The organism is Streptomyces sp. NPDC051677 (assembly GCF_044453465.1).
Taxonomy (GTDB): domain Bacteria; phylum Actinomycetota; class Actinomycetes; order Streptomycetales; family Streptomycetaceae; genus Streptomyces.
This window is the reverse complement of the sequence record NZ_JBITCT010000007.1, coordinates 46,531-70,688: the sequence shown is the minus strand read 5'-3', so window position 1 is coordinate 70,688 and position 24,158 is coordinate 46,531. Positions and strand designations below refer to the sequence as shown.

24 protein-coding genes and 1 pseudogene are annotated in these 24,158 nt (G+C 73.1%); 8 read left to right on the top strand and 17 right to left on the bottom strand.

Going from position 1 to position 24,158, the window contains the following annotated elements:
• Positions 1–4: 4 nt before the first annotated feature.
• From ACIBAF_RS10200 to ACIBAF_RS10185, 4 genes are read right to left on the bottom strand one after another with little or no spacing between them, the layout of a single operon-like run.
• A complete protein-coding gene (locus ACIBAF_RS10200; protein WP_399462717.1) occupies positions 5–1,000 on the bottom strand; it encodes an amidohydrolase family protein in 996 nt (331 codons plus the stop codon).
• Positions 997–2,130 (bottom strand): FAD-dependent oxidoreductase, encoded by a 1,134-nt coding sequence (locus ACIBAF_RS10195; protein WP_399462716.1) that lies wholly within the window; start codon positions 2,128–2,130, stop codon positions 997–999. Before ACIBAF_RS10195 ends, ACIBAF_RS10200 begins: the two co-directional genes overlap by 4 nt.
• 23 nt (positions 2,131–2,153) lie before the next feature.
• The gene (locus ACIBAF_RS10190) at positions 2,154–3,116 is read right to left on the bottom strand and encodes a cyclase family protein (protein WP_399462714.1); all 963 of its coding nucleotides are present in this window, start codon (positions 3,114–3,116) and stop codon (positions 2,154–2,156) included.
• Positions 3,113–4,096, bottom strand: a complete 984-nt coding sequence (locus ACIBAF_RS10185) for a fumarylacetoacetate hydrolase family protein (RefSeq protein WP_399462713.1) — start codon at positions 4,094–4,096, stop codon at positions 3,113–3,115. Before ACIBAF_RS10185 ends, ACIBAF_RS10190 begins: the two co-directional genes overlap by 4 nt.
• 122 nt (positions 4,097–4,218) lie before the next feature.
• Here ACIBAF_RS10185 and ACIBAF_RS10180 point away from each other — a divergent pair, with 122 nt between their 5' ends.
• Positions 4,219–5,142 (top strand): LysR family transcriptional regulator, encoded by a 924-nt coding sequence (locus ACIBAF_RS10180; protein ID WP_399462917.1) that lies wholly within the window; start codon positions 4,219–4,221, stop codon positions 5,140–5,142.
• 110 nt (positions 5,143–5,252) lie between these two features.
• Here ACIBAF_RS10180 and ACIBAF_RS10175 read toward each other — a convergent pair whose 3' ends face one another.
• The 5 genes from ACIBAF_RS10175 to ACIBAF_RS10155 all read right to left on the bottom strand — a co-directional run bounded on the left by ACIBAF_RS10175 (position 5,253) and on the right by ACIBAF_RS10155 (position 11,191).
• Positions 5,253–6,524 (bottom strand): MFS transporter, encoded by a 1,272-nt coding sequence (locus ACIBAF_RS10175; protein WP_399462711.1) that lies wholly within the window; start codon positions 6,522–6,524, stop codon positions 5,253–5,255.
• A 357-nt stretch (positions 6,525–6,881) separates the two neighbouring features.
• Complete coding sequence (locus ACIBAF_RS10170) at positions 6,882–7,748, bottom strand: sugar phosphate isomerase/epimerase family protein (protein WP_399462710.1); 867 nt, start codon at positions 7,746–7,748, stop codon at positions 6,882–6,884.
• Entirely contained in the window at positions 7,745–8,761 is a 1,017-nt protein-coding gene (locus ACIBAF_RS10165) for a Gfo/Idh/MocA family oxidoreductase (protein WP_399462709.1), read from the bottom strand. The genes ACIBAF_RS10170 and ACIBAF_RS10165 overlap by 4 nt, the downstream gene beginning before the upstream one ends.
• Before the next feature lie 40 nt (positions 8,762–8,801).
• The gene (locus tag ACIBAF_RS10160) at positions 8,802–10,232 is read right to left on the bottom strand and encodes a sugar porter family MFS transporter (RefSeq protein WP_399462708.1); all 1,431 of its coding nucleotides are present in this window, start codon (positions 10,230–10,232) and stop codon (positions 8,802–8,804) included.
• Between the two features lie 8 nt (positions 10,233–10,240).
• Positions 10,241–11,191 (bottom strand): TIM barrel protein, encoded by a 951-nt coding sequence (locus tag ACIBAF_RS10155; RefSeq protein ID WP_399462707.1) that lies wholly within the window; start codon positions 11,189–11,191, stop codon positions 10,241–10,243.
• Between the two features lie 217 nt (positions 11,192–11,408).
• Here ACIBAF_RS10155 and ACIBAF_RS10150 point away from each other — a divergent pair, with 217 nt between their 5' ends.
• Positions 11,409–12,410, top strand: a complete 1,002-nt coding sequence (locus ACIBAF_RS10150) for a LacI family DNA-binding transcriptional regulator (RefSeq protein WP_399462916.1) — start codon at positions 11,409–11,411, stop codon at positions 12,408–12,410.
• Positions 12,411–12,473: 63 nt separating this feature from the next.
• Here the strand turns inward: ACIBAF_RS10150 and ACIBAF_RS10145 are convergent, their stop codons facing one another.
• From ACIBAF_RS10145 to ACIBAF_RS10135, 3 genes are all read right to left on the bottom strand, one after another.
• Entirely contained in the window at positions 12,474–13,478 is a 1,005-nt protein-coding gene (locus ACIBAF_RS10145) for a sugar ABC transporter substrate-binding protein (protein ID WP_399462706.1), read from the bottom strand.
• Between the two features lie 262 nt (positions 13,479–13,740).
• Positions 13,741–14,094, bottom strand: a complete 354-nt coding sequence (locus ACIBAF_RS10140; protein WP_399462705.1) for a VOC family protein — start codon at positions 14,092–14,094, stop codon at positions 13,741–13,743.
• 45 nt (positions 14,095–14,139) lie between these two features.
• On the bottom strand, positions 14,140–14,400 hold the full coding sequence (locus tag ACIBAF_RS10135) for a hypothetical protein (protein WP_399462704.1): 261 nt from the start codon (positions 14,398–14,400) through the stop codon (positions 14,140–14,142).
• On the opposite strand from ACIBAF_RS10135, the pseudogene ACIBAF_RS10130 reads away from it, so the two are divergent.
• Positions 14,326–14,478: pseudogene (locus tag ACIBAF_RS10130) on the top strand (acyl-CoA dehydrogenase family protein); the annotation flags it as partial. The gene ACIBAF_RS10135 and the pseudogene ACIBAF_RS10130 sit on opposite strands and share 75 nt — an antisense overlap.
• Before the next feature lie 48 nt (positions 14,479–14,526).
• Here ACIBAF_RS10130 and ACIBAF_RS10125 read toward each other — a convergent pair.
• On the bottom strand, positions 14,527–15,645 hold the full coding sequence (locus ACIBAF_RS10125) for a sensor histidine kinase (RefSeq protein ID WP_399462703.1): 1,119 nt from the start codon (positions 15,643–15,645) through the stop codon (positions 14,527–14,529).
• On the bottom strand, positions 15,642–16,304 hold the full coding sequence (locus tag ACIBAF_RS10120) for a response regulator (protein WP_399462915.1): 663 nt from the start codon (positions 16,302–16,304) through the stop codon (positions 15,642–15,644). The genes ACIBAF_RS10125 and ACIBAF_RS10120 overlap by 4 nt, the downstream gene beginning before the upstream one ends.
• 255 nt (positions 16,305–16,559) lie before the next feature.
• Between ACIBAF_RS10120 and ACIBAF_RS10115 the strand changes: the two genes are divergently transcribed.
• Genes ACIBAF_RS10115 through ACIBAF_RS10105 form a run of 3 tightly spaced genes read left to right on the top strand, consistent with a single transcriptional unit; the run spans position 16,560 to position 18,253 of the window.
• Positions 16,560–17,825, top strand: coding sequence for a DUF418 domain-containing protein (locus ACIBAF_RS10115; RefSeq protein ID WP_399462702.1), 1,266 nt, complete (start codon positions 16,560–16,562; stop codon positions 17,823–17,825).
• Positions 17,822–17,962 (top strand): hypothetical protein, encoded by a 141-nt coding sequence (locus ACIBAF_RS10110; RefSeq protein ID WP_399462700.1) that lies wholly within the window; start codon positions 17,822–17,824, stop codon positions 17,960–17,962. The genes ACIBAF_RS10115 and ACIBAF_RS10110 overlap by 4 nt, the downstream gene beginning before the upstream one ends.
• Before the next feature lie 42 nt (positions 17,963–18,004).
• Positions 18,005–18,253: a hypothetical protein gene (locus tag ACIBAF_RS10105; RefSeq protein ID WP_399462699.1), complete on the top strand. Its 249-nt coding sequence runs from the start codon at positions 18,005–18,007 to the stop codon at positions 18,251–18,253.
• Between the two features lie 144 nt (positions 18,254–18,397).
• On the opposite strand, the gene ACIBAF_RS10100 is transcribed toward ACIBAF_RS10105, so the two are convergent.
• Both ACIBAF_RS10100 and ACIBAF_RS10095 read right to left on the bottom strand, forming a co-directional pair.
• Positions 18,398–19,879 (bottom strand): sigma-70 family RNA polymerase sigma factor, encoded by a 1,482-nt coding sequence (locus ACIBAF_RS10100; RefSeq protein ID WP_399462697.1) that lies wholly within the window; start codon positions 19,877–19,879, stop codon positions 18,398–18,400.
• Positions 19,880–19,975: 96 nt separating this feature from the next.
• Positions 19,976–20,611, bottom strand: coding sequence for a DUF6629 family protein (locus ACIBAF_RS10095; RefSeq protein WP_399462696.1), 636 nt, complete (start codon positions 20,609–20,611; stop codon positions 19,976–19,978).
• Between the two features lie 166 nt (positions 20,612–20,777).
• On the opposite strand from ACIBAF_RS10095, the gene ACIBAF_RS10090 reads away from it, so the two are divergent.
• A complete protein-coding gene (locus ACIBAF_RS10090; protein ID WP_399462695.1) occupies positions 20,778–21,134 on the top strand; it encodes an STAS domain-containing protein in 357 nt (118 codons plus the stop codon).
• Positions 21,131–22,060, top strand: a complete 930-nt coding sequence (locus ACIBAF_RS10085) for an anti-sigma factor RsbA family regulatory protein (RefSeq protein ID WP_399462694.1) — start codon at positions 21,131–21,133, stop codon at positions 22,058–22,060. The genes ACIBAF_RS10090 and ACIBAF_RS10085 overlap by 4 nt, the downstream gene beginning before the upstream one ends.
• A 156-nt stretch (positions 22,061–22,216) precedes the next feature.
• On the opposite strand, the gene ACIBAF_RS10080 is transcribed toward ACIBAF_RS10085, so the two are convergent.
• Entirely contained in the window at positions 22,217–23,968 is a 1,752-nt protein-coding gene (locus tag ACIBAF_RS10080; protein WP_399462693.1) for a protein kinase, read from the bottom strand.
• Positions 23,969–24,158: the final 190 nt, after the last annotated feature.

Below are 24,158 nucleotides of genomic sequence, written 5' to 3'. Positions count from 1 at the left end.
GGTGTCAGTCCTTCCGGAGGAGGGCGGCCGCGTTGCCGCCCCGGACGGCGTGGAAGTCGGCGTCGGGCAGGCCCGCGGCGCGCAGCACGCCCAGCGGGTCGTCCGTGCCCATGTCGAAGGGGAAGTCGGAGCCGAGCAGGACCCGCTCCGGGCCCGCGGCCCGCAGCAGCTCCCGCAGCACGTGGGGGTCGTGGACCAGGGAGTCGAAGTACAGCTGCCGCAGATAGCTGCTCGGCTCCCGTGAGCAGCCCTGGGCGTCGGGGCGGACCCGCCAGGCGTGGTCGGACCGGCCGAGGTGGGTGGGCAGATAGCCGCCGCCGTGCGCCGCGATCAGCCTCAGGTCCGGATGGCGGTCCAGGACGCCCGAGAAGATCAGGTGGGAGAGGGCGACGGCGTTCTCGGTGGGCTGGCCGACGGTGTTGGACAGATACCACCGGTCCAGGCGCTCGTCGAGCGTGCAGCCGAAGGGATGCAGGAAGAGCAGGGCGCCCCTCTCCCGCGCCCGCGACCACAGGGGTTCGTACGCGGGATCCGACAGCTCGCGGCCGGGGGCGTGCGAGGAGATCTCCACGCCCAGCAGTCCCTCGTCCAGCGCGTGGTCGAGCAGCGGCACGGCGAGGTCGGGGTGCTGGAGCGGGACAAGACCGAGGCCGTGCAGCCGGCCGGGGGCCTTCGCACAGTGGGCGGCGACGCCCTCGTTGGCCAACCGGCAGATCCGCTCGGCCAGTTGGGGCCCGGCCCAGTAGTGGTAGTGCGACGGGGACGGGCTGACCAGTTGGACGTCCACGCCCTGGGCGTCCATCGCGGCCAGGCGGACGGCGACGTCCGTCAGCCGGGGCGCCCGCGCACCGACCATGGGGCCGTTGACGGCCAGGGCGGCCGACCCGTTGCGGCGGGCGTCGAGGGCGCGGGCCTCGGCGAGACCGGCCCGACCGGCGACGGCCTCCTCGACCTGCGGCAGCAGGACGTGGGCGTGCACATCCACCGTGGGCGCCGTCACGGGGTCTCCTTGAGGGCGTTCATGGTGCGGCCCACCAGCCCGGGCACGTCCGCGTCGCGCACCCCGTCGAGGGTCCACCGACCGAGCTGGACGGAGGCGTCGACGACCATGCGCACCCGGGGCAGCCGCCGGGCGTGGTAGTCGGTCAGGAGCCGGTCGTCCCAGTCCTCGCGGGTGGTGAGCAGCTCGGCCAGGACGGAGGCGTCCTCCAGGGACATCGCCGCGCCCTGCGCGAGGGTGGGCGGGCAGCAGTGGGCGGCGTCGCCGATGAGCACCACCCGGCCGCGGTGCCACGGGCCCTCCACCAAGTGCCGGTCGAACCAGGTGTAGTTGACCTTGGCCGGGTCGTCGATGTGCTTCACGATCTCGGGCCAGAAACCGCCGTAGCCCTCGGCGAGCGCCCGCATCTCGTCCGCGTACGACTCGGCGGGGACCGAGGCGCGGGCGCGACACCCTTCGACGACATAGGCGTAGATCGTGGTCGCGCTGGTGGGGCAGTAGCCCGCGATGTACGCCGGGCCGCCGTGCGTCAGGTCCGTGCGCTCCAGGCCTTCGGGGCGCGGGGCGGCGATCCGCCAGATGGCCATGCCGGTGGGCTCGGGCCGGTCGGCGATGCCGATCATGGCGCGGGTCGCCGAGTTGCGGCCGTCGGCGGCGATCACGAGGTCGTAGCGGCCGCGGGAGCCGTCGCTGAAGCGCGCCGAGACGCCGTCGGCGTCCTGGTCCAGGCTCTCCACGGTGGTTCCCAGGCGGATCCGGGGGCCGCAGGCGCGGACCGCCTCGATGAGGATCTGCTGGAGTCGCGGGCGCTGCATGCCGACGGTGGCGGGCAGGTCGGGGCCGCCGGTCCTGATGTCCTCGACGACATGCAGGACGGTGCCGTCCGGGGCGGTCATGCCCAGCGAGCCGAAGGCGAACCCGCAGGCCTCCACCTGCTCCCAGACGCCGAGTTCGCGCAGGACGCGCAGGGCGTTGCCCTGGAGGGTGATGCCGGAGCCGGTGGCGGCGTGCCAGTCGGGCCTGGCCTCGATCAGGTCCACGGTGACACCCGCGCGGCGCAGCAGGATCGTCACGGCGTTGCCGGCGGCGCCTCCGCCGACGACGAGGACTTTTCGCGGTGCTCTGGTCATGGGGAACTCCTTTGTTCCGCCGGTCACTTGACGGCGATCGGGTTGACCGGTGAGCCGACGGCGCCGGTGATGGGCAGGGGAGCCGCGGTGAGCCAGAACTCGTACACGCCGTCGGCCGCGCAGTCCGCGGCGAGGGCTTCGAGGTCCCACATCTCGCCGATCAGCAGGCCCAGGTGGGGGATGACGACCTGGTGCAGGGGCTGGAAGGCGTGCTCGAACTCGTTCGGCCGCACCTCGAAGCCCCAGGTGTCGGTGGCGATCGCGGCGATCTCGGCGCCGTGCAGCCAGCCGGCGGTGGTGAACGACAGGCCCGGCGCGGGCCCGCCCGCGTAGTCGCCCCAGCCGTCGCGCCGGACGCGGGCCAGCTGTCCGGTGCGGACGAGAACGAGGTCGCCGCGGCCGACGCTCACCCCGTGCGCCTCGGCGGTCGCGGTCAGCTGCTCCGCGGTGATGGCGAAACCGTCGGGCAACTCGCCGTCCGTGCCGATGACTCGACCCACGTCGAGGAGCACTCCGCGCCCGGCGACGTACGGCGCCATGTGCTCGATGCCGGTGACGAGATCGCCGTCGGAGGTGACGACCTGCTCCGCCGGCCGCCCGTTCCACGCCCTGCCGTGGTCGAAGATGTGCCCGAGCCCGTCCCACTGCGTGGAGCACTGCAGCGGCATCGCGATCACGTCGTCGGCGCCGCCGATGCCGTGCGGGAAGCCCTGGTTGCCGAGGGCGGCGTCGGTGCCGGTGTCGAGCATGGTGTGCACCGGGTTGGTGCGCCGCCGCCAGCCTTTCTGCGGGCCGTTCATGTCGAAGCGCTGAGAGAGGGAGAAACTCGCCCCGCGCCGCACCAGGGCCGCGCCCGCACGCCGTTTGGCCGCGTCGAGGAAGTTGAGGGTGCCGAGCACGTCGTCCTCGCCCCAACGCCCCCAGTTGGAGTACGACCCGGCGGCCTCGGCGATCGCGCCCTCCGGGTCGTGGCGGTCCGGGCTCATGCCGCTCCCTCCGCCACACACCGGGTGCGCTGCACGCCCAGACCGGTGATGGACCCCTCCATGACGTCGCCGTCCCGCAGCAGCCGCCCCCAGTGGATGCCGTTGCCGGCCGGACTGCCGGTCAACACCAGGTCGCCCGGGAGGAGCCGAGCCGTCTGCGAGATGTACGACACCAGACGGGCGACCCCGAAGAGCATGTCCGCGGTGGACTCGTCCTGCATGGTCTCGCCGTTCAGCTTCAGGGTGACCCGCAGGTCGCCGGGGTCGCCGATCGACCCGGCGGGGACGAGCCATGGGCCGAGCGGGGTGAAGCCGGGGGCGTTCTTGCTGCGCAGCCAGTCGGTGCCGATGGCCTTCATGTCCCGGCGGAAGACGGTGGCGCGGTCGGTGAGATCGTTGGCGATCGCGTACCCGGCGACGTGCTCCAGGGCCTCCTCGACGGACACCCGGTACGCCGGCCCGGCGATCACGGCCGCCAGCTCCAGCTCCCAGTCCGGCTGTGCGGCCCAGTCGGGGAGGACGACGTCGTCGTACGGGCCGGCGATCGTGCCGGGCAGGCCGAGGAACACGTACGGCAGGTCCTCGGCGGCCCGGCGGTCCATCACCGCGGCGATCTCCGCGCGCGCCTCCTCCACGGTGCGGGGGTCGTCGGGGGAGCGGTGGGCGACCTCCAGGTCGATCACGTGCTGCCGGTAGTTGGCGCCGGACTGGAAGATCTGGCGCGGCTCGATCGGAGCGTGCACCTCCAGGCCCGCGAGCGGACGCCAGTCGAGGGCGTGATCGTCGGCGAGGGCGTGCAGGACCGGGAGGGTCTTCTCCCACCGCGCGACCACGGCTCGCATGTCGGTCGGGGCCCCGTCCAGGGCGCTGCTCAGGTCCAGGACGCGGTCCCGCACCAGGAGGCCGGGGAACGGCTTCCCGCCCGAAGCGCAGAACGTGCCGAGCGCGAACGGGCCGGCAGGTTGCGTGATCGTTGCCATCGGATTTCCTCCTGCTGGGTTGCGGTCTACTCTGAGCTCGATCGAGTAATCACGGAAATCAATCTTTTGGATTGCTGCCATCTGTGGCGTGGATGGTGAGTCATGGTGATGGAGGGTGCTTGGTGAACCTGTCCCGGCTCGACCTCAACCTGGTCGTCGCGCTGCGCGCGCTGCTGGAGGAGCGCAACGTCACGCGGGCCGGCGAGCGCGTCGGACTGAGCCAGCCCGCCATGAGCGCGGCGCTGTCCCGGCTGCGCCGCCACTTCGACGACGAACTGCTCGCCCGCACGGGCAACAGCTACGAGCTGACACCGCTCGGTGTCGCCCTGCGGGACCGCAGCGCCACCGCGTGCGACCTGCTGGAGCGGGTCTTCGCCAGCCAGGCCGACTTCGACCCGGCCGCCGAGGCGCGCGAGTTCACCCTGCTCGCCTCCGACTACGGCGCGGCCGTGTTCGGCGCCGCGCTCTCCCGCGCCCTGCACGAGGACGCCCCCGGCATCCGGCTCACCTTCCGGCACCCGGCGCCCGCCGTCGAGGAGAACACCGCCGTCCTGCTGAGCACCGTCGACGGACTGCTGATGCCGCACGGCGTCATCGACGGCTTCCCCGCCGTCGACCTCTTCCGGGACCGCTGGCTGTGCATGATCGCCGACGACCACCCCGAGGTGGGTGACGCGCTCACCCTCGACCAGCTGGCCCGGCTGCCCTGGGCCGTCTACCAGCGTCCCTACGACGCGCCGACCGCCCGCCAGCTCAGCATGCTCGGCATCAGCCCCCGGGTGGAGGTCTCCGTCCAGACCTTCCAGCTGCTGCCCCACATGGTCGAGGGCACCCGCCGGGTCGCGATGATCCAGGAGCGCCTGGCCCGCGGGGCGGTCCGCTCCGCCGCGGTACGCGTCCTGCCCTGCCCCTTCGAGGCGGTACCGGTACAGGAGGCGATGTGGTGGCACCCCCTGCACGCCCAGGACGCGGGCCACATCTGGCTACGGCGGCGGGCGGCGGAGGTGGGGGCGACGCTGGTGAGCAACGGCCCGGCAACGCACTGAAGGGGCGCCGCCGGGCAACGCGCTGAAGGGGCGCGGGCCCGTGTCGGCATGCGGCTCCGCCGGGCACGCGCCGTGGCTGTTCCTGGCCGCGAGAGCGCCGGTCAGGCCGGTCAGGCAGGTGGCTCCGGGAGCGGCCGGGGGCCGGCTGCTCCCGCGCGGCGCGCGCGGCGGCGGGCCGCCACCAGGCCCGCCGCGACGAGGGCGGCCGCCAGACCCAGCAGACCCACCGCACCCGCGAGGCCGCCCACCGCCGACTCCCCGGCGAGCAGCACCAACGGGCAGATGAACTCACCGCCGAAGAAGGCCGCCGTCCACAACCCCGTCCCCCGGCCCCGGTCCTCGAAGGCCAGCCGGGACATGGCGCTGGTCAGCAGCGCCGGCAACAGCATCCCCGTACCCACACAGTTGACGACCGCCCCGACGACCAGCAGCGGCGCGTCGCCCGCGAAGGACATCACCCCGAAGCCGGCCGCGCAGAGCGCGAGCACGGCGGGCAGCATCGGGTCGGGGGAGCGTCCCAGCCGGGCGAAGACGACCGCGCCGCCCACGGTGGCCGCACTGGCGATCGCGGTGGCCAGACCGATCACCCCGGAGTTCTCCACGCCGAGGTCGTCGAGCAGGTACGACATCTCCACCGGCACGGTGTAGAAGACCATGGCCCCGAAGAAGGTGAGCGCACAGATGCCCGCCAACTGCCGCCAGGCGAAAGCCCGGTGCACGGTTCGGACCTCCTTCGCGGCGGCGCGGGGCGCCACGTCGGGCAGGGCGGTGGCCATCAGCGGGGCCAGTACCAGGCTGACGGCGTACACCCAGAACGGCACGCGCCAGCCCGCCGATCCGGCGGCGCCGCCGAGCACGAAGAAGACGGTGGCCGACGCGGAGGCGCACATGGTCTGCAGGGCGAGGTACTTCACCCGTCGCCGCCCGCTGTAGTAGTCGCCGATCAAAGTGGTGCAGCACGTCATGATGGCGGCCTCGGTGACCCCGACCAGGGCGCGGACGGCGATGATCGCGCCCAGCGAGTCCAGCCAGAGCGGGGCGGTGCCGAACACGGCGTACAGGAGGGTCGCCGTGATCAGCAGGCGTCTGCGGCCCAGCCGGTCCACGAGCACGCCGGCGAACGGCGCGAGGAGCGCCAGCGCCAGCGCGGGAACGGTCAGCGCGAGCGGCACCAGCGCCTTGGCCCCCGGGACGGACGCGAAGTGGTCCTGCATCTTCGGCAGCACGGGGGCGATCAGCACCGCCCCCAGGATCGGCAGACAGCTGCCCGCCATCAGCAGGGTCACCCGCAGCAGATGGGCCGGGCCCGAGACGGCGACGGGGGTCGGGGCGGCCTCGTCGACCGTGGTGGGAGAGGGCGACGGAACGGCGGAACCGGGCATGGCGACTCCAGGGACGGTGCAGGGGAGCGGGCATGCCTTCCCGGGCGCGTTCGGCGCTGCGGCGCACGGTATGCGGTGCACGGATGCGGCGCACGGTATGCGGAGGAAGGCATGTGGCGGACGGCCGCATGCCGGCGGCTGGTCCGGGCAGCGGCGAGCGGGTAGGACGACTATGGGTCGTGCCACGCCCGGTCGCCATCCTCCGCACGATCCGAATCCCGTATCCGTGTCATCCACGCCGTGGATGGCCTCCACTTGTGCTCGTGGGCCCGGGAGTTGACGCCCGACCCCGCCCCGGCACCACAGGGTCCGCCGTGCGGCGGTGCGGCACGGCGGACCCGGGGACGTGCGGGTGACTCAGGCGGTGAGCTCCTTGGTGATGCGGTCGAGCATGAAGGCCGACGACTCGTGGGCGCGTTCTTCCCAGGCGAAGACACAGGCGGTGGCGACGCCGTCGAAGTCCAGCTCGCGCAGGGCGCCGAAGAAGGCGTCCCAGTCGACCTCGCCCTGGCCGATGTCGAGGTGCTGGTGGATGCGGGCGGGGGTGCCGGGCGGGTTGAGGATGTAGCGCAGCCCGCTGGAGCCCTTGTGGTTGAAGGAGTCGGCGATGTGGACGTGCTGGAGCTTGTCGCCGGCGTGACGCATCATCGCGGCGACGTCGGCGGTGGGGTCGGCGCCGGAGAGGTGGAAGGAGTGGGGTGCGCAGTAGAGGTAGTTCACCCAGGGCTTGTTGATCGCGCGGACCAGGTCGACGGCCGGGGCGTTCTCCTCGCAGAAGTCGTCCGGGTGGGCCTCCAGGTTGAGGGCGATGCCCTCGCGCTCGAAGAGGGGCAGCAGCTCCTCCAGCGACCGCCAGAACGCGGCCTCGCTCGCGGCGGCCTGTTCGGGACGGCCGTTGAACTCCGAGTTCATCAGGGGGCATTCGAGATCCGAGGTGATCTCGATCATCCGCTTCCAGTAACGGACGGCCGCCTGCCGTTCGGTCTCGTCGGGCGAGGACCACTTGTACAGCGGCAGCACGGAGGACAGCTGAACCCCGTGCGTGCGCAGAGAGTTCTTCAGCTCCGCGACGCGCTCGTCGTCGGCGCGCGGGTGCAGGAAGAACGGCATGAAGTCCTCGCGCGGCGAGAGCTCGATGTACTGGTAGCCGAGTTCGGCGACGGTGCGCACCATGGCGTCGATGGGCAGGGCGCGGAACATGTACGGGTCGAGGGCGATCTTCACGCGGCACCTCCGTAGAACGCGGGGCGGGGCTTGAGGTCGGTGCCGACGACGCGGCCCGACTCGAGGGCTTCGACGGTGGCGCCGGTGATGACGGTGGCGGCGTAGCCGTCCCACGCCGAGGGGCCGGTGGGCTCGGCGCCGGCGGCGACGCACGCGATCCACTCCCGGAACTCGGTGTCGAAGGCGTCGGCGAACCGCCCCACCCAGTCCGTGAGGACCTCCGTGCTGTGCTGCCCGGCGCTGCGCACGCCGACCGACGCGGGGTCGGGCAGCCGGACGAGGCCGTCCTCGCCGACCGTCTCGCACTGGATGTCGTAGCCGTACTGGCAGTTGACGAAGACCTCCAGGTCGATGCGGACGCCCTTGGCCGTCTCGAAGAGCATGATCTGCGGGTCCTTGAGGTGCGGATGCCGTTTGCCGGTCGCGCGCGGGGTGACGACCTGGGTGGAGACGATCTCGTCGTCCAGCAGCCAGCGCAGCACGTCGACCTCGTGGACGGCCGTGTCCAGGGCGGCCATGGCGGACGTGTAGGACTCGGGCACGGTCGGGTTGCGGTGGGCGCAGTGCACGATGAGCGGCTCGCCGATCCGGCCCGAGTCGATGACCTGCTTCATCTGCCGGTAGCCGGTGTCGTAGCGGCGCATGAAGCCGACCTGGACCAGGCGGCGGCCGTGCGCCGTCTCGGCCTCGACGATCTTCAGGCAGTCCTCGGCGGTCGTCGCGAGGGGCTTCTCGCAGAACACCGGCTTTCCGGCGGCTATCGCGCCCAGCACGTGCTCGGCGTGGGTGGGGCCCCAGGAGGTGACGAGCACGGCGTCCACGTCGTCCGCCGCGATCACGGCCGCGCCGTCGGGCAGGACCCGGGCGCCGACCGGCGCCGCCGCCTCCTCGGCGCGGGCGGCGTCGAGGTCGGTGACCGCGGTGACCCGGGCGCCCGTGACGACGTCGGTGAGACGCCGGATGTGCTCCTTGCCGATCCAGCCGGCGCCGATGACGCCTACACGTACGGTCATGGATGGTGGTCCTTTCGGGAACTGCCGAGAACAGGGGAGGTCAGGAGAAGCGCGAGCGGAGTTCGGCTTCGAGGGTTTCGAGGGTGCGGCCCCTGGTCTCGGGGACGTAGCGCTTCACGAAGGCGAGGGAGAAGACGCCCGCCGCCACGAAGAGGAAGAAGGTGTTGGAGACGCCGATCCCGTCGACCAGGGACGGGAAGACCAGGCCGATCGTGAAGTTGGTCAGCCACAGCACCACCGCCGCGACGCCCATGCCGAAGCCGCGCATCCGCATGGGGAAGATCTCCGACAGCATCAGCCAGGTCACCGGCGAGATCGCGCCCTGCTGGAAGGCGAGGAAGGTGACGGTCATCGCGAGCACCGCGTACGCCCGGCCGTCGCCCGAGGGCAGCGTCAGGGAGAAGACGCCGATGAGCAACAGGGCGGCCGTGGTGCCCAGCTGACCGGTCATCAGCATCGGGCGGCGGTCCACCCGGCCGAGCAGCCAGATGCCGACGAAGGTGGCCAGCACCGAGATGACGCCGTTGGCGATGTTCGCGGTCAGCGCGCTGTCGGAGGCGAAGCCGGCGTCGGTGAGGATCTGGGTGCCGTAGTACATGATCGTGTTGACGCCGGTGATCTGCTGCACGATCGCGATGCCGAAGCCGACGAACATCAGCTTGCGCAGCCACGGCGTGGCCTTCATGTCCTGCCAGCCGCCGAGCCGCTCCTGGTCCTCCTTGACGGCGAGCGCGGAGACCTCGGCGAGCTCGGCTTCCGCGCGCTGCTGGGACCGCACCTGCCTGAGCACCTGGAGCGCCTCGCCGAAGCGGGTCTGCGAGGCCAGCCAGCGCGGGCTCTCCGGCATCACCAGCATGCCGAACCAGAGCGCGACGGCCGGGACGGTGGCCAGGACGAGCATCCAGCGCCACACTCCGCCGGACTCGCCGCCGATCCGGGCGATGACCGCGTTCGAGGTGAAGGCCAGCAACTGACCGCTGACGATCATGAGTTCGTTGCGGGTGACCAGCGCGCCGCGCCGTTCGGCGGGGGAGATCTCGGCGAGATAGACGGGCACGGTCACCGACGCCCCGCCGACCGCGAGCCCGAGCACGAACCGGGCCACGACCATGACGGCGGTGTTCGGCGCGAGCGTGCAGCCGAGCGCGCCGACGAAGAACACCACGGCGAGGACGAGGATCGTACGGCGCCGTCCTCGCGCGTCCGACAGCCGGCCGCCGGTGACCGCTCCCAGGGCCGCGCCCAGCAGCAGCGAGCTGGTGACCATGCCCTCGGTGAAGGGGGTCAGACCGAGGTCGTCGGTCATATAGGGCAGGGCGCCGTTGATGACGCCGGTGTCGTAGCCGAAGAGAAGCCCGCCGAACGTGGCGATGACGGTGATCAGCCGCAGCCGGCGGGAGACCGCCGGGGGTGCGTCGCCGGCCGTGGGAGTGGAGCTGCGGGTCTTGAGCGCGTTGTTCCTGACGTCCACGCCGCCTCCTACTGGTCGAGGATCGGGCGGCGGGTACCCGTGAGTCCGCAGCCGGCGAGGTGCTCGCGGGTGCGTACGGCGATGGGCAAGGGCACCTCGGGGGCGCAGGGGTAGAGGTCCTGCTCGACGATCACGAACAGCTCGGCGTCCAGCTTGGCGAGTTCGGCCACGACGTCGGCGGGGTTCGGCACGCCTGCGGGCGGGGAGACGCAGACCCCGCGCTTGACGGCCTCGCCGAAGGAGAGGTCCTCGGCGGCGACCTGGGCCAGCACGGCGGGGTCCATCTGCTTGATGTGGACATAGCCGACGCGTTCGCCGAAGCGGCGGATCAGGTCGAGGTTGTCGCCGCCGCCGTAGGCGACGTGTCCGGTGTCCAGGCAGAGGTTGGTGTAGCGGGAGTCCGACTCGTTGAGCAGTCGCTCGATCTCGGGCTGGGTCTGGATGTGGCTGTCGGCGTGCGGGTGGACGACGAGACGGACGTCGTACTCGTCCAGGAGCAGCTTGCCGAGCCGGTCGGCGCTGCGGCCGAAGCCGGCCCACTGCTCGGCGGTCAGCTCGGGCGGCTCGGTGAACGCGCCGGTCTTCTCGTCCCGGTACATCGGCGGGATCAGCACCAGGTGGTGCGCGCCCGCGGCCGCGGTCAGCGCGGCTACCTGGCGGACGTGGGCGAGCATCTCCGCCCAGGCCTCGGGCCGGTGCAGCGCGCCGAAGGCGGTGCCGCCGGAGACCTGCAGGCCGCGGGAGTCGAGCTCCTCCTTCAGCCGCTGCGGGTCGGTCGGGAGGTAGCCGTACGGGCCCAGCTCCAGCCACCGGTAGCCGGCCTCGGCCAGCTCGTCGAGGAAGCGGGTGTGCGACACCTGGTGTTCGTCCTCGGGGAACCAGACGCCCCAGGAGTCGGGGGCGGAGCCCAGGCACAGGTTGCCGACGGTGGTGCGGAGCGGGGTTGGCGCCGTTGCCATGACGTGTCCTTTTGCGGGGAGGGACAGGGGCCAGGAAAGTGTCGCGCTCTACTAGCGCGCTCTAGTGCGAGTACGATGACCCCTGTCCAAATGTCATGTCAATAGCCTGTTGCCGGGAGATTTCGAGAGCGCCGTTAGGGTGACGGCGTCGGAAGGCGGATTCGGCGTCGGAGGGTGGGGTTCTCAGGTGGGTGCATCGGGCAAGCAGCGGCCCACGATGGCGGACGTCGCCGCGAAGGCGGGCGTCTCCCGGGCGCTCGTCTCGATCGTGTTCCGCGACCAGCCGGGAGCGAGCGAGGAGACCCGGCAGCGGGTGCTGCGGGTCGCCGACGAGATCGGCTACAGCCCCGACAGCGCGGCCCGGCTGCTGGCCCGCGGCCGCAGCCGCACCCTGGGGGTCATGTTCACGGTGCACCAGATCTTCCACACGGACCTCATCGCGGGCATCTACCCCGAGGCCGAGCGCCTCGGCTACGACGTCCTGCTCTCCGCGGCCGCCGAGGGCCGCAGCGAGGCCAAGGCGGTCGAGGCCCTGCTCAGTCACCGCTGCGAGGCGCTGATCCTGCTGGCCTCCGACGCCGAAACCCCCTATCTCGACGAACTCGCGCACCGGACGGCGGCCGTCTCGGTCGGCCGGCGCGCCACCGGCGCCCCCGTGGACTTCGTGCACTCGGCCGAGGGCAAGGGCGTACGGCAGGCCATGGACCACCTCGTGGAGCTCGGTCACCATCGGATCGTGCACATCGACGGCGGGCGCGGCCCCGGCTCGGCCGAGCGGCGGCGCGCCTACCGGGCGGCGATGCGCCGGCACGGGCTGGAGGCCGAGGCGCGGGTGATCCCCGGCGACCACACGGAGCAGTCCGGGATCGAGACGGGACGACTGCTGCTGGACGAACGCGACCGGGGGCAGCCGCTGCCGACCGCCGTCCTGGCGTCCAACGACCGCAGCGCCATGGGCCTGTTGATGGCCCTGACGCGGGTCGGCGTGGAGGTCCCGCGCGACCTGTCCGTCGTCGGCTACGACGACAGCCACCTCTCCCATCTGATGCCGATCGGGCTGACCACCGTCCGTCAGGACGCGGTGCTCCTCGCGGAACACGCGGTGCGGTTCGCGGTGGAGCGGCTGGAGAACCCCGAGCTGGCGCCGCGGGAAGCGGTGTTGGAGCCGAAACTGGTGGTGCGGGCCTCCAGCGGCCCGCCGCCGGAGGGCGCGGCCTGAGGGCATGGGCGCGGGCCGGCAGCGCGGGTGCGCTGCCGGCCGGTCACTCCGCTGCGCTCCCGGTCAGCGCGTGCCCTTCGCGGCGAACTCGGCGACGGCGTCGGCGTTGTCCTTGGTGATGAAGGCGGGGCCGGTGAGGACGGGTGCGGTGCCGCCTCCGCTGAAGTTGCCGTTGGTCCTGTAGAGCCAGAGGGCGTCGACGGCGAGGTAGCCCTGGAGGTAGGGCTGTTGGTCGACGGCGAACTCGACGGTGCCGTTCTGGACGGCCTTGACGAGGTCCTTGTTGAGGTCGAAGGTGGCGACCTTGGCCTTGGTGCCGGCGTCGGCGAGGGACTGCACGGCGGTGAGGGCGATGGGGGCGCCGAGGGTGACGACCTGGTCGATGGAGGAGTCGGCCTTGAGCTTGGCGGTGATGGTGGACTTCACGGAGGGCATGTCGGTGCCGTTGACGTAGAGGATGTCGGTCTTGCCGGTGAAGCCCTTCTTCAGGCCGGCGCAGCGGGCTTCGAGGGCGACCTGGCCTTGTTCCTGGATGACGCAGAGGGCGTGTTTGGCGCCGAGGGTGTTGAGGCGTTCGCCGAAGGCCTGGCCGGCGATGTTCTCGTCCTGGCCGAAGTATTCGAGCATGCCGAGCTTCTTCCAGTCGTCGACGCCGGAGTTGAAGCCGACGACGGGGATGCCGGCGGCGGTGGCCTTGGCGACGACGTCTTTCATGGCTTCGGGTTTGGCGGCGGTGAGGGCGATGCCGTCGACTTTCTGGTCGATGGCGTTCTGGACGAGGTTGGCCTGGTTGCCGGCGCTGGGGTCGCTGGAGTAGACGAGTTTGACGTTGTCCTTGGCGGCGGCGGCCTGGGCGCCCTTGCGGATGAGGTCCCAGAAGGTGTCGCCGGGGGAGGCGTGGGTGACCATGGCGACGGTCATGCGGGGGGTGGTGGCCTTGCCCGCGGAGGCGTCGGCGGCGCCTTCCTCGGACTTCTTGCCGCCCGAGCTGCTGGAACAGCCCGCGGCGAACAGGACGCCGGCCAGGGCGGTCGCGGTCAAAGTGGCGGCTCGGTGGTGTCTGTGCATGTCCCTCGCACCTCGCTGTGCTGGTCAGGGTGGGTGGGCGGAGCTGGGGCCCGATCACTAGCGCGCTGTATTAGCGCGCGCTAGTGGCATGACTATGGAGCCGCCCGCGAGGGATGTCAACGGGTTTGTCCGGACGTTTTGACAAGATGCCCCGACTAGGCGCAGGGCCCGATGTGATGCCTGCACGCTGGTGCCGCCTGGCGGCCCCGACGGGCCGGTGGTCCCGTCGTCGCCTGCGTGCGGAGCGGTCAGGCGCCCGCGCTCAGGCGGGCTGCCACAGCTCGACGCGGTTGCCCTCGGGATCGGTGACCCAGCCGAATCGGCCGACGCCGTCCATCTCCTGCGTCTCCTGGGCGACGTCCGCTCCCTTGGCGCGCAACTGCGCGAGCATCGCATCCAGGTCGCGGACCCGGAAGTTGAGCATGGTCTGCTGGGCGCGGGACCCGAAGTAGTCCGTCTCGGACTCGAACGTCGCGAACACCGTCGGCCCCGTTCCCTGACGCCACAGGCCGTTCTCGTCGGCGTCCAGGCCCAGGCACTCGCGATACCAGGCGCTCAGGGCCGCCGGGTCGGCGGCCCGCAGAAAATACCCGCCGATGCCAAGCACACGCTCCATGCCGCCATCTTGCCAGCACGGCCCTCGGGCGGCCCGGGGAGCCGGTCATCCGGGGGTCCCCCGGAGAAACGGGTCGGCCGTGACCGGCGGCGGACAGCCGGACCGCGGGGCGCCGAGCACGACCGAGCGCCACACCTCGGGCTCGCTCAGGGGTGCGGCGCCGAGCGTCCCCTGCGCGACGTCCTCGGCGATGCCGAAGCCCGGCAGCGCGGTCCGACGTGCCCGGCCCGGATGGAGGCGGGCATGGCGAAGCCGTTCGCCTCCGAGACGGCCGTGCGGATCGCCCTCAACGCCGTTCGCATCCACGGCGGTTACGGCTGCTCGACCGAGTTCGACGTCGAACGCTGGTTCCGCGCCGCCCCGTTGACGATCGTCGGCGAGGGCGCCCGACGAGATTCCGGCGCAACGTCGTCGCGAGCCGGGGTCCCGGCGTCAGTTCGTGCGGCTCGGGATACGGAGTTCCACCGCATAGCCGCCGTCGTCGGTCGGCCCCGACTCGAAGGTTCCGTGCAGGAGTTCGGCGCGTTCCCCGAGGCCGACGAGACCCTGGTGGGAGCCGGGGAGGGGAAGCGAGGGGCGGGTCGGCGGTGTGTTGGTGACGGTGACGCCGACGGCGTCGGCCTCGTGCCACAGGCGGACGGTCGCACGGGCGCCGGGGGCGTGCTTGCGCACGTTGGTGAGGGCTTCCTGGACGGTGCGGTAGACGGCGCGCTGTGCCGGGGTGCCGATGTCCGGCGGGAGTTCGCCGGTCAGGTCCGTCGGAATGCCGCTGGTGGTCACGAGCTGGTGGAGGTCGGCGAGGGTGGGCTGCGGGGTGAGCTCGGTGGCCCGCCCGCCCGAGGCCCGCAACAGGGTGACCATGTGCCGCAGTTCGTCGAGGGTGTCGACGCTGAGGGTGCGGATGGTCCGGGCGCCCTCCCGAACGTCGGGGTCGGTGGCCGAGACCTGGAGGGCGCCCGCCTGCACCGCGATCAGGCTGACCTGGTGCGAGACCACGTCGTGCATCTCGCGGGCGAGCTGGGCGCGTTCGCGGGCCAGCACGGCCTGCGAGTGCAGCAGCCGCTCGTGCTCACGGGCCTCTTCGATCTCCACGAGCCGACGCGCCAGGTCCTGGCGCGCCTGCACGAGTTGGCCCAGGAAGACCGGGGCCGCGGCCGTGGCGAGCGTGTAGAAGAAGTAGACGACCGTCCAGGTGCGATCGTGGGAAGAGAGGTCGTCCAGCGGCCAGGGAGCGGCGGAGGCGAGCGCGAACAGCACCGCGCAGACGGTGAGCAGACGACGGTCGCGGGAGCGTTCCGCCAGCGTGAACAGGGCGGCGAACGGGGCGAACACGATGTCCAGCACCAGGGCGCCGGGAAGTGTGATCAGGAACACCGGGAGCGGGAACCGCCGGCGCAACGCCAGTGCGGCACAGCCCGCGGCGGCCGCCCCCATGGCGAACGCGGACTCCTCCTCCAGGTTGATCAGGAGGTCCGCGACCGCGACCGCGACGACCGCGGCGTCGACGGCCGGCGCGGGAACCCGGCCCCACCAGGCCTGCGGCGAGCTCATCGGCCGGGCTCCGGACGCCGCCGACCGTCGTCGAGCAGCCCGGCCCGCTGGGCGAGCAGCGCCGCCTGCACCCGGCCGGCGACGCGCAGCTTGGTGAGGATCGCGCTGACATGGTCCTTCACCGTGCCCGCGCTGAGGTGGATGCGGCCGCCGATCTCGGCGTTGGACAGTCCCTCCGCGATCAGCACGAGCACCTCGCGCTCGCGCTCGGTGAGCCGTCCGATCCGGGCGGCCTCGGCGTCGTCGACGGCCGCGGCCCCCGGGTGGCTCTGCCACACGGCACGGGACGCCTTCGGCGACATCACCACCCCGCCCGCCACCAACGTCCGCACCAGCTGGGCGAGTTGGTCGGGCTCGGTGTCCTTCAGCAGGAAGCCGGCCGCGCCGGAGCGCAGCGCGGTCAGGATGTACTCGTCGGCGTCGAACGTCGTCAGCATCGCCACCACCGGCGGCTCGGGCAGGGCGCGCAGCTCCCGCAGCACGGTCAGCCCGTCGACGTCCGGCATCCGGATGTCGAGGAGCACGACGTCGGGCCGCTCCCGCCGTACGGTGTCGACCGCCTCGGCGCCCGCCGTGGTCGCGACGACCTCGATGTCGCCGGCCGCGCTCAGGATGAGCTTGAAGCCGGACCGCACCAGGGCCTCGTCGTCGACCACCATCACCCGGATCACGTGAGTTCCGCCTTGCTGTCGTTGCGCGGAGGTCCAGGGCCGCACGTCGCTGTCGATTGTCGCCGCTTTCGACCGTAGAGCGGTCAACGACCGGTGGGTCGGCCGGACGGGACGCTCCCGCCGCCTGGGGGGAGGGTTCCAGCCGGACGGGGGAGGAGCGGGGACGCACCCCCGCCGGGTGGCGGGGCGGGACCGGACAGGTGCCGGATACTCCGGGTCCGGGCCGCTCTCCAGCCTGGAGACATGACCCAGAACGCAGACGACACGGCGCTCACCACGCCGACCACGGGGCCGACCCCCGCGCCGGCCGCCGCGAGGGCCACCGCGCCGGCCGCCGCCCGGCCCCAGGCCCCGGCGAGCGGCCGGTCCTCGGTGGGCCGCCTGATCGGGGTGGACCTCGCCCGAGGCCTCGCGGTCTTCGGCATGTACGCGGCCCATGTCGGCCCCGACCCGTCCCAGGGCGGCGTCACCGGTCACCTCATGGAGCTGGCGCACGGCCGCGCCTCCGCCCTGTTCGCCTTCCTGGCCGGCTTCTCGATCATGCTGATCACCGGCCGCCGTACCCCGAAGACGGGCCGGGCGGCGCGTCAGGCCGTCGCCAAGGTGGTGATCCGGGCGCTCGTACTGCTGGCGGTGGGCACCGCGCTCACGATGAGCGGCACCCCCGTCGAGGTGATCCTCGCCTTCTACGGCCTGTACTTCCTGCTCGTCCTGCCGCTGTACCGGCTGAGCGCCCGACCGTTGGCGATCACAGCCGCAGCGAGCGCACTGGTCCTGCCGCAGCTCCTGTACGTCGTCCAGCACGCGCTGCCCGCCGACGGCGTCGAGGGCGTCTGGGCCTGGCCCGCGGACGCCGACGGCCTCGTCTCCCTCCTGTTCACCGGCAGTTACCCGGCCCTGACCTGGATCCCCTTCGTCATCGCCGGCATGGCCGTGGCCCGCCTCGACCTCGCCTCCGCACTCGTCCGCACCCGCCTGGCCGTCACCGGCGTCTGCCTCGCCGTCCTCGGTCACGGCGGCTCCTGGCTGGCCCTGCATCTGGTCCCCGGCGCGCTGACGGCGCTCGGCGAGTCCGGCTGGGGCGACGGCGGATCGGCCGCGTCGGCCTGGTGGTCCGACACCTGGGGCTACCCGAGCGGCGCCACCCCGGCCGGCCTCCTGGTCGCCTCCCCGCACAGCGAGACGACCTTGTCGATCCTGGCCAACGCCGGTGTGGCGATCGCGGTCCTGGCCGGCTGCCTCGCCGCCGTCGACGCCTTCCCGCGCTTCCACCGCCTGGCCCGCCCGGTCATCGCCGTCGGCACGATGTCGCTGACCGCGTACGTCTTCCACGTCGTCGGCATCCGGCTCCTCGGCATCGAGGAACTGCCCGGCTCCTCGCTGCACGTGCTGCTGGGCTTCCTCGTCGCCGTCACCGTCTTCGCCTCCCTCTGGTCCCGCTTCTTCCGGCGCGGCCCCCTGGAGTGGCTGCTCGGCAAGGCGACCAAGCCGGCCGAGTGGGTGCGATGAGCGGATCGCCGGGCGGCGGCTGGGAGTGCTGGTGGCTGGCCGCCGCGGTGGCCGCCGGCGTCCTGGGGGTCCTCCGCCCGGACCTGTACGCCTCCGCCACCGAACAGTTCGTCGTCGCCGTCGTCGGACACCGCTGACGGACCCTCGCCCGCCCCGGACACACCACAGGAGCAACCCACATGCTGTTCAACCCGCTGCCGAACCCGCATCAGCGCCCGCGCTCGCGCCCCGCCGGCCCGGCCAGGATCCTGCTGACCGCCGCCGGCGCGACGAGCCTCGCCGTCGCCGGACTGACCCTCGCCGCCGTCACCGACTCCGACGCCCGCCCCGTGGGGCGGAAGATCCACACGGTCGTCGTCTACGCCGACGGCGACGGCAGGGGCCGGCAGGACAAGACGCAGCAGGCGTGGGAAGGCACCGGCTTGTGACGCGTGCCGAGGGCCGAAGGCCTCTGCCGTCACAGGACGCCGTGCTGCGGCTGACGTCGCGCTTCGGCCGGCGCCGTGCAGCGGCGAGGTCTCGGCGACTCCTGGGGGCGACGCGACCTCGGGTTGCCTCCGGCGGTTCGACGGTCAGCGCCCCTTGCGACCGGGGCCCTTCGCCGCCGGGTCGGTCCGGGGGCTCCGGTGCGAATGGCCTCCGTGTCCGGGGTGCGGGGCGTCGGCCGAGCAGTCGGGGGGGCCGGCCTCTCCGGGATCCGGGGCACTGTCCCCACCGGGCTGCGAGGGGTCGGGGTCCGGGTCCGGCGTCACGGGGGCGGGCGCCGGCGGCTCCGGGTCTTTCGGCGTGCCGTTGTCGGTCGGGGGCGCGTCGTCCGGGTTCGCAGGCTCCTCGGACGTCGCGTCACCGGGTGTCGGCGTGCGGCTGTCGGCCGGGGGCGGCTGCGGCGCGTCCGTTCCGGCGGTGTCCGTGAGCGTACTGGGCGTGGCCGTTCCGGCCGTCCCTACAGGGGGCCTCTCCCGGGCGACCGGCGCCTGCGCGAAGGGGCCGTCGTCCTCGGGGGATTCGGCTCGGACGGCAGCCTGCGAAGGCGGGGCTTCGGCTGCCTCGGCCACCGGCGCCCCGTCCGCCGGGACCTGGACCGCGGGCGCCTCGGCCACCGGGGTGCGCTGCACCGGCGCCGGAGCGGAGTCGGACCAGCCGAGGACGAGACAGACCGCGGCGGCCCCCGCCACGAGCGCCCCGGCCGTCGTCGCCACGGGCGCCTTCGCAGCGCCGACCGTGGCATGACGCACCCCGTGCAGCACCCCGGCCGCGTGGCCGCCCGCCGCACCGGCGGACCCGGCCGCGAACGCCAGGAGGAACTTGCCCGTGCCGCCCAGCGCGAGGGCGAGCAGGGCGGGGCCGACCAGTGCGGGCAGCCGGTCGTTGGCCTGCATCAGCGAGGCGAGCAGCCTGCGGCAGTCGTCGCACGCGTCCACGTGGCCGAGCAGTCGCTCCTGCTGGCGGGCGGTCGCGGCGCCGCGGACGTACGCGGGCATCCGGGCCCAGTGGACCTGGCACGCGGGGTCCTCGGGGGCTCCGGTCTGGGCGCGCAGGAAGGCCTGCCGCATGCCTTCCCGGGCCCGGTGCAGCAGGACGGCCGTGGCCCCGTCCTTGGTGCCGAGCTGCGGCCCGATGGCCGCCAGCGGCTGGCCCTCGGCCTCCGCCAACCACAGTGCCCTCACCCAGCGTTCGGGCAGCTGGCCCAGCACCCGCACCACCAGATCGACGCCGGCCACCTGCTCGGCCGGGTCCTCGCCGTGCCTGCCCGGCTCGGCCCGCTCCTCGCTCTGCGGATCCTGCGGCGTCTCGCGCGCCGCGCTTCCGGAAGCCATCGCGAGATGCCGCACCGTCGTCCTGAGATACGCCGGCACGTTGTCGATCTCGTGCCCGGCGGACAGCCGCCGCCACACGCGGAAGTGCGCCTCGGCGACGAGGTCCTCGGCGGTCCACGCGTTCCTGGTGAGCGAGCGGGCGTACGCGACGAGACGCGGCTGCTGCTCCTCGTAGACACGGGCGTACGCGGCGGTGGCGGAGGACGGTGCGGGCACGGCAGTGGACCTGTCGGTCATGGAGGAACGCTCCAGTTGCCTGCTGAGGGGCGGAAGGATTTGTCACCCTAGATGACAAAACTTTCAAACAAAGTTGCGGTCGTCGATGGATGTGACTCACATCACGAGACCGGCAGGGGCCTCGGCCCGTCGGCCGCGGGCCCAGCCGAGCAGCAGCACCGACCACAGCGCCGCGAACGCGCACCAGGTCGAGACGAACTCCAGTCGCCACAGCGCGAAGCAGACCGACGCGCCCACGGCGACCACTGCCCCCAGCGTCAGCAGCCGCCGGTCGCCGGAGAACAGCAGGGAGCCGACGGTGGCCAGGAGGTAGCCCGCCACGAGCACGGGCGGGTAGGGAAGATCGAGGGCGTAGCCGACCGTGTGGCCGCGGATCTCGGCCGTCACCGGGCCGGTGGCGATCCCGTACCCGAGGCCCGCGGCCGTCGCGACGCCGACCGCGAGCAGGAACGTCAGCCTGCGCCGGGCGGACGGCGGGGCCGTGCACCACACGGCCGCCGGCATCCACACCGTCAGCAGCGGCATCGCGATGACGGCCCAGGCGACGGTGGCCGGTCCGCTGCCCCCGCCCGCGTCCCAGACCGCCGACTCCACGATCTGATGCGCCCCGAGCAGCAGGGGCAGTGCGGCGAGGGGAAGGTCCCGGCGCTCCCGCACCTGCGCCACCGTGGCCACCCCGACGGCCGCCACCCCGGCGCCCGCGACGAGATCGGCCGTCGCACTCCAACACATCGTGCCCCCCGTCCGCCGAGCCTCGGTTGCCACGGTACGTCCGGCTCCGATCATCCTCCCGCTCCGGAGCGGCGTCAGGATGCCTTTCGTGGGTAGGGGCTGCCTGTGGGCCGTCCCGGGGCGGGAGCGCGCCCAGGTGAGCGTCGGACGGTGAAGGAGGCCGAGGGTGGTGGACGCCTCGCGGGGGGTCGACCGGTTCGGACCGGTGCACGGCGGGGCCGTGCTGGAGGTGGGCCCGCTGTCCGGCCGGCCCGGGATACGTGCCAGGGGCGAGATCAACGAGGACACTCGTTCGCCGTGGGAAGAGGCCTTGGCGGGGCTGGCACGGCAGCATGGCGACGTGTCCTATGTGGAGCTCTCCGAGGTCGGGTTCGTCGACGTGGCCGGGGTGACGGCGCTCGCCGTCACGGCGCTGGCCCTGCGCGGCGGTCGGGTGGTGGTCGAGCATCCGCCACCGCAGGTGCCGCGCGTACTGGGCCTGTTCTGGCCGGGACTGAGCCGGATCGAGGTGGCGTCGCGATGAACCAGGTGGCGACCCACGAGGCGTTCGAGCACCCCGCGCTGTTCTACCGCACCGCACAGGAGTACGTGGACCGGACCGTGTCGTTCGTGCAGGACGGCCTGGACGTCGGCGAGCCGGTCGCCGTGGCGGTGCCCGGCCCCAACCTGGAGCTGATCAGGGCCGGGCTGGGCGCGGACGCCGAGGGCGTCCTCCTGCTGGACATGACCGAGGCGGGCCGCAACCCGGGCCGGATCATCCCCGGGGTGCTCCGCGCGTTCGCCGACGCCCACCGGGACGGGCGGGTCCGGATCATCGGCGAGCCGATCTGGGCGGGCCGCAGCGCGGTGGAGTACCCGGCGTGCGCACAGCACGAGGCGCTGATCAACGCGGCCTTCGCGGGCCGGCCGGTGACCATCCTGTGCCCGTACGACGCCTCGACGCTGGACGCGGAGGTCCTGGCCGACGCGAGGATCACCCACCCGACCGTCATGGCCGCCGGCGCCGAGCAGGCCAGCGACGCCTACGACTGGCGTTCCGTCGTCGCCCGCTACAACGAGGCGCTGGCGCCCGCGCCGGACGCCGCCGTGTACTCCTTCGGCCCCGACGACCTGTCCGCCGTCCGCGCCTTCGCCGTCGGCCGGGCCGAACGGCTGGGGCTGGCCGGGCAGCGGCTGGAGGACGCCGAACTGGCGGTGGCGGAACTGACGACCAACAGCGTGGTGCACGGCGGCGGACGGGGCACCCTCGCCGTCTGGGCCGAGGCGGGGCAGGTCGTGTGCGAGGTGCGGGACACGGGCCGGCTGGCCGATCCGCTGGCCGGCCGCAGGCCGCCGCTGCGCGGACAGATCGGCGGCCGCGGTCTGATGCTGGTCCACTACGTGGCCGACCTGGTCCGCCTGCACACCGCCGAGGACGGCACGACCGTCCGCTTCTACCTGAGCCCCTGAGCCCGTGAGCCCGTGAGCCCGTGAGCCCGTGAGCCCGTGAGCCCGTGAGCCCGTGAGCCCCTGAGCCCCCGAGCCCCCGAGCCCCTGAGCCCCCGAGCCTGTGAGCCCCTGAGCCCGTGAGCCCCCGAAGCGGCGGCGACCGACAGCCGCCGGCGGTCAGTCGGCGGCGCGCAGCGCGCCCCAGGTGGCCTGGTTCACGATGCCGCTGACCTTCAGCCCCTTGTCGCCCTGGAAGCTGCGGACGGCCGTCTCCGTGCCGGCGTCGAAGTCACCGCTCACCCCGGCCCCGCCGACGTCGTAACCGCGCTTGGTGAGCATGCACTGCACCTGCCGCACCCGCTTGCCGCTGTCTCCCGTGCGGGTACGGCCGTTGCCGGCGTAGTACGTGCAGTCGGTGACCCAGGGCGGGCTCGCCGTTTCGGTCGGCGCGGTGCCGACGGAGCCGGTCGGGCTGGGGGAGGCGGAGCCGCCGCCCCCCGGCGGGGCGGCGGAGGTGTCCTGTCCGCCGTCGCCGCCGGACGCGGAGGCCCGGGGCGACGACGTGACGTCGCCGTCGGTCTCGTCGGCGCGTTTGCTGGACGCGCCCGCGGCGGACGCCCGGTCCGGCGGGTCGGACACCCCCGGCAGGGCGACGGCCCCGGGCCCGGTGCGGGTCGCCGACGCGACGGACTCCGGTGGGGCCGCGCTCGCCGCATCACCCTGGCGCATGAGCACGAAGGCGCCCGCGGCGACCGCGCACAGGGCGGTGCCCGCGGCGGCGGCCAGCACCCGCTTCCGGCGGACGCGGTGGCGGGCCGGCGTCGTCCCGGCGGCGGGCGACTCGGCCACGGGCGCCGGGTCCGGGTCCGGCTGCGGGGCGCCGGGGACCGCAGCCGCAGCCGGCGCCGGCTGCACCCGGTAGTCCGAGGGCCGCAGCCGGGCCGCCCGTTCGACGGGCAGCCGGTGCAGCGTCTCGTACGCCCGCTGCCGGGCCAGCACCTGGCCGTGCAGCGGCTCCGGCCAGCCGGGCGTGCCGGCCCGCGTCCCGGCCGCGTCGATCAGCGCCCGTGGGGTGGGGCGCCGCTCGGGCTCCTTGGCCAGACAGGCGGTGAGCAGCGCCCCGAGCTCGGGGTCGGCCGCCGACACCACGCCGGTCACCTCCGGGTTCGGCTCCTCGAACGCCACCCGGTGCATCACGTCGACCCCGGTGCCGTCGCCGAACGGGGCCCGTCCGGTGGCCGCGTAGAGCAGGGTGCAGGCCAGCGAGAACACGTCGGACGCGGTGTCGCAGTGGCCCGTCCTCAGGTACTCCGGCGACATGTAGGCCGGCGTGCCGACCCGGTTGCCCGTGCCGGTGATCGCGCTGGCGTCCGCGGCCTTGGAGATCCCGAAGTCGATGACCCACGCGCCCTGCAGCGACAGCAGCACGTTGGACGGCTTGAGGTCCCGGTGCACGACGCCGGCGGCGGCGAGGGCGGTGAGCGCCCGCCCGAGCTCGGCTGTCAACTGCCACACGGTGGCCGTCGGCAGGGCTGCGTCGTCGCGTACGGCGTCGGCCAGATCGAGTCCGGGGACGTACTCCGTGGCCATCCACAGCAGTTGGTCGTCCCAGCCGGTGCCGCATAACCTCGGGGCGTGCGGCGGACCCAGCCGGGCGTGCACCGACGCCTCGCGTTCGAAGCGGCGCTGGAAACGGACGTCCTCGGCGTACTCCGGCCGGATCACCTTCACCGCGAACAGCCCCGGAGCGTCGTCGGCGGCCCGGGCCAGATAGACCCGGCCCATCCCGCCGCTGCCGAGCAGCGCCACCGGCACGAAGGGGCCGACCCGCGCCGGGTCGCCGATCCGCAGGGGTGCGGCCCCGGTCTGCCGGAGCGCGGCGGCCTCGCGCGCAGCGGAGTTCGGTGATGACGGCAGCTGGTCGGACACGGAACTCCCGAAGTGATGTTCGTCGTAAGTCAGTTCGCCTGGGCGGAACATCGAGGCTAGCCGAGCCACCGCCCGTGCTCAGGGATTCAAGTACTTCCGTCCGGTGACCGCGGCCGCGGAGCGGCCCGCCGGCCCCCCGCGACGCAGCCGGGTGAAGCCTGAGCCGCCGTCAGCTCCACGGGGCATGCAT

Bases quoted from the DNA above. Each gene is read 5' to 3' on its own strand.
- ACIBAF_RS10195 (WP_399462716.1), bottom strand. From the start codon at position 2,130: ATGACCAGAGCACCGCGAAAAGTCCTCGTCGTCGGCGGAGGCGCCGCC.
- ACIBAF_RS10190 (WP_399462714.1), bottom strand. From the start codon at position 3,116: ATGAGCCCGGACCGCCACGACCCGGAGGGCGCGATCGCCGAGGCCGCC.
- ACIBAF_RS10185 (WP_399462713.1), bottom strand. From the start codon at position 4,096: ATGGCAACGATCACGCAACCTGCCGGCCCGTTCGCGCTCGGCACGTTC.
- ACIBAF_RS10175 (WP_399462711.1), bottom strand. From the start codon at position 6,524: ATGCCCGGTTCCGCCGTTCCGTCGCCCTCTCCCACCACGGTCGACGAG.
- ACIBAF_RS10165 (WP_399462709.1), bottom strand. From the start codon at position 8,761: ATGACCGTACGTGTAGGCGTCATCGGCGCCGGCTGGATCGGCAAGGAG.
- ACIBAF_RS10155 (WP_399462707.1), bottom strand. From the start codon at position 11,191: ATGGCAACGGCGCCAACCCCGCTCCGCACCACCGTCGGCAACCTGTGC.
- ACIBAF_RS10150 (WP_399462916.1), top strand. From the start codon at position 11,409: ATGGCGGACGTCGCCGCGAAGGCGGGCGTCTCCCGGGCGCTCGTCTCG.
- ACIBAF_RS10145 (WP_399462706.1), bottom strand. From the start codon at position 13,478: ATGCACAGACACCACCGAGCCGCCACTTTGACCGCGACCGCCCTGGCC.
- ACIBAF_RS10140 (WP_399462705.1), bottom strand. From the start codon at position 14,094: ATGGAGCGTGTGCTTGGCATCGGCGGGTATTTTCTGCGGGCCGCCGAC.
- ACIBAF_RS10125 (WP_399462703.1), bottom strand. From the start codon at position 15,645: ATGAGCTCGCCGCAGGCCTGGTGGGGCCGGGTTCCCGCGCCGGCCGTC.
- ACIBAF_RS10120 (WP_399462915.1), bottom strand. From the start codon at position 16,304: ATGGTGGTCGACGACGAGGCCCTGGTGCGGTCCGGCTTCAAGCTCATC.
- ACIBAF_RS10115 (WP_399462702.1), top strand. From the start codon at position 16,560: ATGACCCAGAACGCAGACGACACGGCGCTCACCACGCCGACCACGGGG.
- ACIBAF_RS10110 (WP_399462700.1), top strand. From the start codon at position 17,822: ATGAGCGGATCGCCGGGCGGCGGCTGGGAGTGCTGGTGGCTGGCCGCC.
- ACIBAF_RS10105 (WP_399462699.1), top strand. From the start codon at position 18,005: ATGCTGTTCAACCCGCTGCCGAACCCGCATCAGCGCCCGCGCTCGCGC.
- ACIBAF_RS10100 (WP_399462697.1), bottom strand. From the start codon at position 19,879: ATGACCGACAGGTCCACTGCCGTGCCCGCACCGTCCTCCGCCACCGCC.
- ACIBAF_RS10095 (WP_399462696.1), bottom strand. From the start codon at position 20,611: ATGTGTTGGAGTGCGACGGCCGATCTCGTCGCGGGCGCCGGGGTGGCG.
- ACIBAF_RS10085 (WP_399462694.1), top strand. From the start codon at position 21,131: ATGAACCAGGTGGCGACCCACGAGGCGTTCGAGCACCCCGCGCTGTTC.